This is a genomic window from Pseudomaricurvus hydrocarbonicus (assembly GCF_011602365.1).
Lineage (GTDB): Bacteria > Pseudomonadota > Gammaproteobacteria > Pseudomonadales > Cellvibrionaceae > Pseudomaricurvus > Pseudomaricurvus hydrocarbonicus.
Genome location: NZ_JAAONZ010000038.1, coordinates 1 through 11,508, shown reverse-complemented (window position 1 = coordinate 11,508; position 11,508 = coordinate 1). Strand labels below are relative to the sequence as shown.

The 11,508-nt window shown below is 50.4% G+C and carries 7 protein-coding genes; 5 read left to right on the top strand and 2 right to left on the bottom strand.

Going from position 1 to position 11,508, the window contains the following annotated elements; translation table 11 throughout:
• The first annotated feature begins 1,064 nt into the window (after positions 1–1,064).
• Complete coding sequence (locus tag G8770_RS23625; protein WP_167192516.1) at positions 1,065–2,039, top strand: hypothetical protein; 975 nt, start codon at positions 1,065–1,067, stop codon at positions 2,037–2,039.
• Between the two features lie 317 nt (positions 2,040–2,356).
• Here the strand turns inward: G8770_RS23625 and G8770_RS23620 are convergent, their stop codons facing one another.
• Positions 2,357–3,295, bottom strand: a complete 939-nt coding sequence (locus G8770_RS23620; RefSeq protein ID WP_167192515.1) for a transposase — start codon at positions 3,293–3,295, stop codon at positions 2,357–2,359.
• 382 nt (positions 3,296–3,677) lie between these two features.
• Here G8770_RS23620 and G8770_RS23615 point away from each other — a divergent pair, with 382 nt between their 5' ends.
• The 3 genes from G8770_RS23615 to G8770_RS23605 all read left to right on the top strand — a co-directional run bounded on the left by G8770_RS23615 (position 3,678) and on the right by G8770_RS23605 (position 5,633).
• Complete coding sequence (locus tag G8770_RS23615; RefSeq protein WP_167192514.1) at positions 3,678–4,244, top strand: NnrU family protein; 567 nt, start codon at positions 3,678–3,680, stop codon at positions 4,242–4,244.
• 101 nt (positions 4,245–4,345) lie between these two features.
• Entirely contained in the window at positions 4,346–4,864 is a 519-nt protein-coding gene (locus G8770_RS23610; protein WP_167192513.1) for a DUF1993 domain-containing protein, read from the top strand.
• A gap of 259 nt (positions 4,865–5,123) precedes the next feature.
• Positions 5,124–5,633, top strand: a complete 510-nt coding sequence (locus tag G8770_RS23605) for a hypothetical protein (protein WP_167192512.1) — start codon at positions 5,124–5,126, stop codon at positions 5,631–5,633.
• Between the two features lie 249 nt (positions 5,634–5,882).
• On the opposite strand, the gene G8770_RS23600 is transcribed toward G8770_RS23605, so the two are convergent.
• Positions 5,883–8,225: a TonB-dependent receptor gene (locus G8770_RS23600; protein WP_167192511.1), complete on the bottom strand. Its 2,343-nt coding sequence runs from the start codon at positions 8,223–8,225 to the stop codon at positions 5,883–5,885.
• 966 nt (positions 8,226–9,191) lie between these two features.
• Between G8770_RS23600 and G8770_RS23595 the strand changes: the two genes are divergently transcribed.
• Positions 9,192–11,183: an acyltransferase family protein gene (locus G8770_RS23595; protein ID WP_167192510.1), complete on the top strand. Its 1,992-nt coding sequence runs from the start codon at positions 9,192–9,194 to the stop codon at positions 11,181–11,183.
• Positions 11,184–11,508 lie beyond the last annotated feature (325 nt).

The following is an 11,508-nucleotide window of genomic DNA, read 5'->3' as shown; positions in this document are numbered from 1 at the left end:
TTGCTTAAGAATAGCCATAATCTGACTATCCGAATAACGGGGTACTTTCATGCGGAATCTCCTTCAAACTATTATGAGAAAATTCTACTTTTCAGGCCAGTTATTTATCGGGGGGATTACCATCCTTGAACCTATACAAGCATCGGACATGGATTCACCCAATGACCTCTACCTACCTGTCTAACCATCTTGCACTCGCTTCGAGAGACATTGATGAACTCCGTTTTGAATTGGGAAAACGGTTCACCCCCCACGAGTTGGACAAATCAGGGACAGGCACCGATCAAAAAAGCTTACCGAATTTTCCTGAAGACTTTAAGTGGCGCCCAGTTTATTAAGACAAGCTAGTCGGTAGACATGGCGCGCAGCTTAACGCGACAAAAAGCCAGATTTCAGGCACAAGCACAGAAAAAAGCAGGGACTGGAACCGATAAAAAAGCTTACCGAAAATTTCCAGAAGCCTTTAAGTCGCGCCCAGTTTATTAAGGAACAAATAAGGGACGGGCACCGATCATACAGCTAACCAGACGGCGAAGGAAATAGACAGTATTTCACGGCGGATAGAAAAGCATCAAAATTCAAAAGCCATCTTCGAATTACTTTCTGAATTTGTTAATACAGAGCGATACAGATAATGCCCGGAGAATGGTTGTGATGGTGAGCGTTGCGGCCGTCCGCTTTTCGTCTGATTCATCTAGTCTTAGGCGGCTGCTTTTAGCACATCTGTGCCCTCAGAAACGACCTGCTTGTTGTTCCGCTAACCATAGCCTCGACAATTGATTATTAGGCAGAAAATAACAAGGCAGCCTCTAAAGCCAGCTTGGTATGGCGTAAGCTACCCCCATTATTCTTGACGCCAACTAGGTGTTGACTAAACTCCAATTTATAACTGGAAATGAAGTAAGCTGTCACTCCACCACGATATCGCGTAATTTTCATTGTTTCTGTAGATAGCAATTTCATTCCGATCTACTTTAAAGTTGTCAAGTCAATATGGTAAGCAATGGATTACACATAATTCATAAGACTTGATTTCTGGGGCAGCAATTGCAAAGGCAAATCGAATGAAAAGCTCCTTACTGAACCGCTTTCCATTACTGATCATTATCTATTTATTTGCAATTCAGATGCCTCAGGTAAATGCCTACGGATTCGACGAGCCAAGTATAGGAGAGGTTATTGGCAATGCTGCTGCCGATATCCAGCGCGCTATGGCTGAAGGCCGTCGATCCACCAAGGCAATCAATAATCGGATCTTTAATTCTCGACGCAGTTATTGGCGGTGCAAGGAAAATTGCGAAGATGAATATAAAGAGTTCCGTCTCTCGCTGCTGGAGAAAGATATACTCTATGCGTATGTCCAGACTACAAATCGCATGGTACCGGGGGGATTGCAATCGCATGAAAGCTTAATAATGAATATGTCAGTTGGGCAGGTAGACGGCGGCATCATCGGAAACTGCGCTCAATTACATCACGCGTGGGCCTCATGCTATACGGACAAAAATCGACGGCCGGGAGATGACTATTTAACCAAATGCATGCCATCCTATGAGCCATACGAACAATGCGTGATGGACTACGAATATGACCACCGCATTAAAACCAACAACGAATATAAGGACCCGATATCAAGTATAGTAGCGCATTTAAAACAGCCTAATGATACGTGGAGCCGAACGGAAAATAATCGGCTTGGCGATTACTTTAATTATTTTGATGTAGACACGATTCATAAAGCCGCCATTATCGTCTGGATGGCACCCGGGATGGTTCCACGTGATGCGCGACATGTCTATGAGAAATACGTGTACATAAGATCAGAGGATAAGGAAAAATATGGTTGCACGCGAATAACAAAATTGATCTGCTGGAGACAGATGATGGCAAACATAAGAGACGGCAAACTGACGCCCGCCTCTGAGCAGTTATTTTCCAGGTACACGGCTGAGCAACCTGAGGGATACAAGGAAGGTCAGGCTCGACTGCAAGGCATCTATGACGAAGTTACTAAACTATATGGAAAGCCAAAGTATTAAGTTAGAAATAGGACACAAAAGCACACAAAAGCAGGGACAGGCACCAATCAAAAAAGCTTACCGATATTTTCCTGAAGACTTTAAGTCGCGCCCAGTTTACTAAGACAAGCTAGTCGGTAGAAGGCTAATCAGGAGGCTAATCAGGGACAGGCACCAATCAAAAAAGCTTACCGATATTTTCCTGAAGACTTTAAGTAGCGCCCAGTTTACTAAGACAAGCTAGTCGGCAGACATGGCGCGCAGCTTAACGCGACAAAATGCCAGATTTCAGGCGCAAGCAGGCAACTCCAGATGGATTTTTTAATGGAAAGAAGACGTTAAGCGGATTTTCGAAATCGTCGATGCACAATCTTTTCAAAATGCTGGCTGTCGCCGAGCCACTGGTGTGGCGGAATGTGTAATCGTGCGAGAATCGGAGGTAAGTTTGTTGGGATGGATCCTGACTTGTCGTTGCGAATAGCCCGTCCCGTCCAACCCACCAGTTGCAGGTAATCGCTCAGGGAAAAGCCGAGACCTGGCTGGGGTTTACGTTGAGTGAGTCTGCCTTCAAAAGCCAGCAGCGGTTTAGCGGAGGTGTTGCAGTTGCCGGGTAGGGCCTGGTTTTTAATCGCTTCGGCTAAAGAGAAGCGGGGTTGAATGCGCTCTTTCAGACTTGTGTGATCCGACGTTTCCGGTGTGCTGGCCATCCCTGCCCGAATCGGATTCAGATCCACATAGGCCATGCACGTCAGCAGGGCTTCTTCCGTCAGCAAGGCCTGGGATTTAAAGCGTGATTCCCAAAAATGACCGCTGCAGTGATCTTCGGCGTTCGCCATGCGGGCAATGGGTTCATTCAGGCTTTTCATGAACCAGCTGAGGCTTTGCAGTCGCTGGCGCCATACCTCAATGATGTCTGATACGGTTGTCTTTTCCGCGGCACTGAGCACTTCACCTTGTCGGTATCGCTGTACCAATAAAGGGCCTTTATACAGTGTTAGCCACCGGTCCAGAACGTCTGTGTCTGTCCAGCTTTCAGATGAATTCAGTTTTACGACAATGTGGTAATGATTGCTCATGACGGCGTATGCGCAGATATCAATGGCAAACAGTGAACTGAGTAACCGAATACGCTCTTCGACCCATTGTCGACGATGCTCATAGCTCTGACCGTTCACCGAATCCGTACCACAGAGAAATGCCCGCCTGACACAGCGGGACAGGCAATGGTAATACGGGGTATCAGACGTCGAGACCAGCAGTTTACGGGGTTTGGTCATGGGGCAGTGGCTTGGCTCTTTCATTAAGTTTTATGAGCATTGATAGTAAAAGGGTTCAGCAGAATCACAAGCGCTGCAGAGCCAAAGATAGTTATATTTCTTGTTTCAGGCAGAATGAATTCAGACTATAGTTTGGGTTTTGCTGGATTCTCGGGACCGGCATCAATCACTGTTGCGTCAGTGAGACCTTATTCCCCAAGGATCAGCAATCACAGAGCTTTCGCTGTTGACGCCGCTGTCTTTCGGTCGAATGTGTAACAGCAAGTTGGAAAAAGTCTCATAAGAGGGTTTAAAATATCCGTAATGGGTATAGATTGTTGGAACGGAAAGCCTTCTGTAAATTTACAATAATGAAAGCGCCCTGTCTGAAAAGGAGAATCCCATGACATTACTGATTGCCGGTGTGCTGCTCTGGTCGGTATCCCATTTATCATTAACACTGATGCCGGCGTTCAAGGCGGCGATGGTGAGTAAAATCGGCCCGCTGCCCTGGAAAGGATTGTTTGCACTGGTGGTGTTGCTGGGCTTGGTGATGATCGTCTTTGGCTGGCGCTCGGCGGTGCCCTCTGTGATTTGGGTGCCACCTGCGGGCTTGCGCCACGTCACCATGGCGCTGGTGCCGATTGCCTTTATTCTCTTTTTTGCGGCGCGTCTGCCTACCGACATCAAGCACTATATCCGTCACCCGCAGTTGACCGGGGTAAAGCTCTGGGCGGTTGCGCACCTGCTGAGTAATGGCGACAGCCGTTCTATGGTGTTGTTTGGTGGTCTGCTGGCCTGGGCAGTACTGGAAGTGATTTTTATTAACCGTCGTGACGGCAAGGCCTGGGTCCATCCTCAGCCGGTTGGCTGGGTGAAATCCATGATCAGTGCGGTCATCGCCCTGGTGATCGCCGGTGGGGTTGTTTATTTTCACCAGTACCTGTCGGGGATTCCGCTGATCGGCTAAGGTCGATGTGGGGATCACATCAAGACACCGTTTCATAAATCGATAAGTGCCTGAATAACGTCACACAACCCACTCTGTCTTCACGCTAAGGAGAATTCATCATGCCCCTGTCACTTCACACGGCCTTTGTGCCCTCCTGTGTGCAATTACTGCACTCTATCACCCACCTGCTGCAAAAGGCTGAGGCTTTTTGTGAGGAGAAGGGCATCGCTCCAGACGATCTGTTGCAGGCAAAACTGGCTGACGATATGTTGCCCTTCGCCTATCAGATCAAATCGACGGCGGTACACTCCGAACAGGCCATACGCAGTTTGGCTGAGGGGGTTTTTTCACCGGATCTGACGCCGCCGCCGACAGATTTCGCCGGACTGCACAAACGCATCAATCAGGCCATTGGCTATCTGGAGGGGCTGGATGAAGCGACCCTGGAAGCGGTTATCGGCCAGCCGATGATGTTCAAGATGGGAGATTTTGAACTCAAGTTTACGGCGGAAAACTTCCTGTTGTCGTTCTCCCAGCCGAATTTTTATTTTCACGCCACCACGGCCTACGATATTTTGCGGGCCAAGGGCGTAAACCTCGGCAAGGCCGACTATATTGGCCGGGTGCGAAAAATGTAACAGGAATGGCCGGCGGTGAACCATGTAAAAAGATTGGCCGGCGGCGGAAACTGTAACAGGTTCAATTAAGTACCTTCAGGCTTAAAGCCGGGGACTTGGTTGAGCGTGCCTCCACATATCTGCGTTATCATCAGAACCGGTACACAGTCACCGGTTAAAACCTTCACTGGCTGTATCGTGCCGTTTCCTCCAAATTGGGTCGTTGCCTCCAAATTTGGGGTTTCCAAGTCATCAGCAATCGTCGGATAAGTCTATTGATATGAGAATACTCACGAACATTATTGTACTGCTAAGCGCCATCACTGTTATCGGCTGCGCGTCAAAACCGGTGCCGTCACTGGCGCTGGGTGATAGGGTGGATTTCAGGTTGTTGCAGGATCAAATGGGCAATACTTTCACCCATCAGAACAAGATGAAACTGGTGTTGTTTGCACAGGGCATGGGGTCCAAGGATCTGGTGCAGGACAGTCTGGAAGCCATCGATACCGCTTGCATGAGCGATGGCGAGTTGGTGTATTTGGCCAACATCAGTGGTATGCCGACCATCATCTCCAAACTGGTGGCGATCCCAAGAATGCGCGACTATCCCTACCCGATCTGGCTGGACCTCGATGGCCTGGCCACGGAAGGCTTGCCGTCGCGGGACGAGCAGGTGACGGTTCTTAGCATTGCGCAACAGTCGATAACCGAGACAGAGTATTTCTCGGATGTGGCCGCGTTGTCCAAACGCCTGCTCACGGTCTGTGATGCTGCGCCGTTAGCGCCTTAACCGGTTAAAGGCGCAGCAGGATTGACGTGTTCTGCCGGCGTTTACTTTGAGGGTGTTACACCAGGCCGGTTGGTTTTGTTGGATCGGTTTAGCCGGTGATTCCGGCAGAGGGTTTAAATCGTTAACACCCACCACCGAGCGGTGCCTGAGTGTTAACGGGTGTGCGTCACCAGGGCCCGAAACCAGGGCCCATCACGCATCCCTCAACGGACTCGGTGAGCCCCGGAGTCGGTGCCTCAGCAGCCGTGATCAGTAGTTGTAAGTGGCCTCAATGCCGTAGGTGCGGCCTTTGGTGGCGCCACCACTGGTTTCAATCAGGCCATTCAGTGAACCCCAGCGCACCTCGTCGTTGAGGTTTTTGCCATACGCCGACACGGTCCACGCCGATTGCGGGGACGACCACTGCACACTGGCGTTGACCATGCGCTTGCTTTCATAGATCAGGGTGTTGGAGTCGTTGTAGGCCGCCGGGTCACGGTAGCTGTAGCTACCGCGGAAGGTCAGCAGACCGAGATTATCCAGATCCAGATCGTAGGTCGCGCCCAGACTGGCCGTCCAGGGCGACAAGCGCGGCAAATCTTCACCGACCAGGGTGACGTTTTGTCCGGTCTCGGTGAAAATCCGCGCCTCTGCGTTGATGACCTGATCGGTATAGCTGTCGTATTCACTGTCGACATACCCCACCGACGCATTGATGGAGAAGTTCTCGGTCAACAGGGCCACGGCTTCGAGCTCGGCACCGGCAATGTCGACGTCACCGGCATTGACGGTTGCCTGCCAAACGAGTACACCGGTGGCCCCGATCAGGGGAATTTCAGAGGCTCCCACGTTCAGTTCCCGTTGCATGTCAGACACCATCACGTAATAGGCGGCTCCGTTAAGGCGCAGGCGACCGTCGATCAGGTCCGACTTGAAACCGATTTCAAAGGCATCCTGTTCTTCTTCGTTGGTGGGGCCGGGGTCGACGATGCTGGGTAAGGCATTGCGGAAGTTGACGCCGCCGGAGCGAAATCCCTTGGTGTAGGAGGCATACAGCATGGTGTCTTCCGTCATCATCCAGTTGGCTCCCAGCTTGGGGGTCCAGTTCTCCCAGGTGTCCGAGAGGGAATCAAACACGCAACTGCTGAATGTGGGATCCTGACAGGGCGAGCCGCCGGCATTGGGGTCGGCGTTGATCACCGCCGCGTCTTTTTCCTCCTTGGTGTAGCGCAGCCCGGCGGTCAGGGTCAGCCGGTCGGTGATGCGGTAGTCCACGCTGCCAAACAGGCCCCAGGTTTCGTGATCCATGTCGCCGCCCAGGTTGACGGTATTGATGACGGGCAGTTGAGCGCCCAGCAGGATACCCAGGCCGCCCCAGCGTTGCTCGCGGTATTTAATGTCCTGCTGGAAGTAGTACAGCCCGGTGGTGACGTCCCACTTGTCATTGTCGGACGTGAAGGCGTAGCGCAGCTCGTTGCTGATCTGATCCTGTTCCGTCAGCCCGGGTACATTGAACAGGGGAGCGGAGAGCGCGTCAATATCGGTGCGGGCATCGGAATTGAGATCGCGATAGCCGAGAATGTTGGTCAGGGTGCCGTTACCAATGTTCCAGTTCATCTCCAGGGTGGCCTGCTTCCAGTCGACGTCGCTATAGCCATTTTCATCCTGGGCGGTTTCATCGCTGTCCAAAGTGCCATTATTGAGGCTTTCACGGGTGGTCCACACCGGGCCATCACCATCCATATTGCCAAACTCGGTGATCAGCGTCAGGTCCAGGGTTTCGGTGGGGTTCCAGACCAGGGTGCCGCGGGCAAATTCGGTTGTACGGGCGCCAGTATCACCACCGTCGGCGGGTTTGCTGCGAAAGCGTGGATCGGAATTGTCAAAATCCACCAGCCCCAGTCCGTCGGGCCCCCAGAACTGGTCGGTCTGGCGGGTATCGGTGGTGTTTTTCCAATAACCCTCGTCATCGTTGTAATACAGGGTGAGTTTACCCGCCAGGGTATCCGTGAGACCGCCCTGAACGGACAGGGCGACGTTTTTCTCAAGACCGGTACTGACACGGGTGCGTGCTTTAAAGCCGAATTCTCCGTCGGGTCGGGCGGTGCGCATCACCACCGCACCGCCGGTCACATTGCGACCAAACAGCAGGCCCTGGGGACCGCGCAACATTTCGATACTTTCCACGTCGAACATGTCCATGATGACGCCATGGCTGACCCCCATAAAGACGCCGTCAATAAAGACCCCGACCGTGGGGTCGACGGAGGGAATGGACGAGTTGATGCCCTGGCCGCGGATGGTGAAATTCTGTACCCCGGGCAGGGTGCCCGACTCATCCGTCTGGACGCTGGGCATCGTGAACCCCAGATCGGTCATGTCCTTGACGTACATGGCGTCAATTTGATCGGCGCCCAAGGCGGTTATGGCAATGGGGACGTCCTGGACCTTCTCAGCCTCACTGCGCTTGCGAGCGGTGACGGTGACTTCCTCCATCATTCGCGCGGCGGCGCCTTTGCGAGTGGGGGGATCTGTTTGGGCCGCGGCCCCAGCAGACAGCGCCAGGCCTACCGCAAGGGACAGGGAGGTTGTTAGGAATGTGTGTTCGCTCATGGCTCTCTCCAATTGTGTCCCGGTATGCGTGGCCCGGTTGAGGGCTGGGCTTCAGGACCATCAGTTATTGTTATTTAGTGCCAGTCAGGCTGTGTTGAAACGAAGTCCTTTGGTGAATGGTGAATAATGAAGGGTGCATGCGTTATCGTCACTGGCCTTCAATTGCCAAAACATTTGTCGTGCGTGTGTTCGAAACAGAAGTTTAAAAGCAGCTGAGGTCATTTGGGGCGATTTACGTGTAGTTAACGTCATTTTTACAGTATAGGTGCTACTCCGGATTTGTTGGAAAAAACCGAGCGGTGTTCCTCTCCACAAACCCGGGAACAGGCACGGGTTGCTACAGATGACGGATGGTCAATTCATCGCGAAAAGATAAACGTCGTGGTTTCAGGGTGATGGGGATTGGCATGGTCTTATCGCTCTGTGAGCTGCCCGGCTAATGTCTGTAGCAGGGGCGCCCCATGCTTTCAAAGGAAAAGACTTAAGTATTTTCACCTGGCGGTAACTGTGAGGCGCACACCGCAAGGCGATCTCCCTGGACGGAGCCGTCTGCGGCTATGGTCAGGTGCGAATCTCCATTTTTAACTATAGTGAAGCAATTGCTTTTTAAGGGGATTGCAATCTTTTGATGCCCTGCCTGGATAAGGGAACATAGAGTTACTTTTAATTATGCCGATGCAGTCTGGAAAGAAAGTTTTTTAGAACGGTATAAGATCCCTTTGAATTCAACGCGATCGCACTGCTCATGGCGAGGCATTCATGCTGAGAAAGGCGCCAAAAAGTCCTGAGGATGTTGAAACCTGTTGGCTCGAATGATCCATCTTTAGGGTTTGTGAATGTCACCAAAGCACTCCTTTTGACGCAATATGCTGTCATCGAAACGCAAGAAGTTCGGTGGATGACGGTACATTATCGGTGTGTTTGAGGTGTACAGAAGTAACCGATAACTATTGGGGAAAACTTAATATGCAATACCGGAAGGAAATTGACGGACTTCGATCTATAGCGGTTTTACCGGTGTTGTTTTTTCACGGTGGTTTATTCGGTGTGACGGGGGGGTATGTCGGGGTTGATGTGTTTTTTGTGATCAGTGGTTATTTGATTACATCGATATTAATCAATGAAATAGAGGGTGGTCAGTTTTCGATATTAAGTTTTTACGAGCGCCGGGCCCGGCGTATTCTGCCGGCGCTTGCGGTGGTATTGATTGCTGCCACCATCGCGGCAGTTGTTTTTATGCCATCCGATTTCTTGAAAGATTATTCTAAAAGTCTGGTTTCGGTCGTTACCTTCTCATCTAACGTGTACTTCTATTTGACCAACGGGTACTTTTCCACAGCCGCCGATGAAAAACCCTTGCTGCACACATGGAGTCTGGCGGTTGAAGAACAATATTATATTTTCTTTCCCGTCTTACTGTCCTTGCTGTGGTTTATGGGAAGGAAAAACCTGATTCTTTTTATTTTCTCGGTTGCAATCCTCTCATTGCTGTTTGCTCAATACCAGTCGAGTCAACAAATGGTCGATGCCAATTTCTACCTGATTTTTAGTCGGGCATGGGAGTTGTTTTTTGGGGCCTTGGTCGCGTTAGTCGGTGTGCAACGTTTGTCGATAGGGTCGGCGAGTAGAGAAATTTTAGGCGGCTTGGGGCTGGTGCTGATTTTTTATTCCATTCTGTTTTTCGATAAGCATACGCCGTTCCCCAGTGTTTATACGCTGATACCGGTGCTGGGCACCATGTTGATTATCAGTTTCAGCAACAGCACTACTCTGATCGGAAAACTTCTCTCTCATCGTCTATTGGTCGGTATTGGGCTCATTTCCTACTCACTGTATCTATGGCATCAACCCATTTTTGCCTTTTTACGGATGAAAACCGTGGGTGAACCTGGTCAGTATCTGTTTATGTTGGCGATTGTGGCAGCGATTATACTGTCTGCCTTTACTTATCATTATGTTGAAAAGCCCTTCAGAAATAGAAACGCTATAAGTAGGAAAAAAATCTTCCAGTTATCATCCGCAACTATTGGTGTTTTTTTAATGATGGGTTTGTCGGGTTATTACTGGGATGGTTTCAAGGGCAGGATCGGAGAACCTCTGTATTTAGACACCGCGCAATTCAGCCCCAAAAGGAAGACGTGCCATACCAAGGGGCACGATTACCTGAAGCCGGAAAATGCCTGTCAATATTTTGGGAGTGATGTTGCCTGGGCCAGTTTTGGTGATAGCCATATTGTTGAACCCACCTACGCATTGGCTCAATTGCTGGATCGGGACGATAAGGGATTGCTGCATTTGAGCTTTAGTGGTTGCCCGCCGGCACTGTTGTTCGAGGTGAACCGGCCCAGTTGCTCAAAATGGGTAAATGAAGCGCTGGCATTCCTGGAGAGTGAAGACGCCATCAAGCATGTCTTGCTGGGGTTCAGATATAGTGCATTTTTGTATGGCGATCAGCTGGATCACTATCCAGACATTCCCAATGAAGACCCTGTTGACGAGTTTACCCACCCTCAAGAAAATGCAGACCTCCGGGAAGTCTATTGGCACAGTTTCAGTGAAATTGTACGCAGGCTGATGGCGTCCAACAAAAAGGTCTATGTACTCTATCCAATCCCTGAATTACCCGTACACATCAGTAAGGCGGTCTCTCCTTTTTCAATCTTTGGCAGTCAGACTATGATTGATTTAGACTCGGCAACAACGTCACAGTATTATTTCGAGAGAAACCAATTCATATTGAAAAAATTGGATGCGCTGCCTTATGGTGAAAATTTGCACGCCATAAAACCCTTCGACATACTCTGCAATAAAGTCTCGTGCCCTGCTGTTAAGCGGGATGTGGCACTCTATTTTGATGATGATCATCTGAGCGTTGAAGGCGCGAGGTTGTTGCTTGAAGGTAGCGCTCTGGCAAGAGACTTAAAGCAAATGACAGCATCCAGAAATGTGTTGAAGTAACGCCCGTGTTTGACTCTTGCGAAGATACAGAACAGCCAGACGGTCAGGGCGCGTATTAAAGATTGAGCCAGCGCTGACACAAAAGAATTTCATGCCGCCACGATCTGCGACATGTTGCGCGTGCAGGGGCTGAAAATCGGCAAGGGCGGCTCTGGGCGGATAGCAAGAAACTTTAATTCGATGGGTTAGGATAGACGTGAAAGCCCTAACCCGAATATTTCACAAAGGACTAAACAAGAACGGCTGAAAGCCTTATGGTTATTGGTGTCTAGACAATATCCGCAAGCAATCAGCCGTGAACAAAATGATACCACAGTCTTTCCAG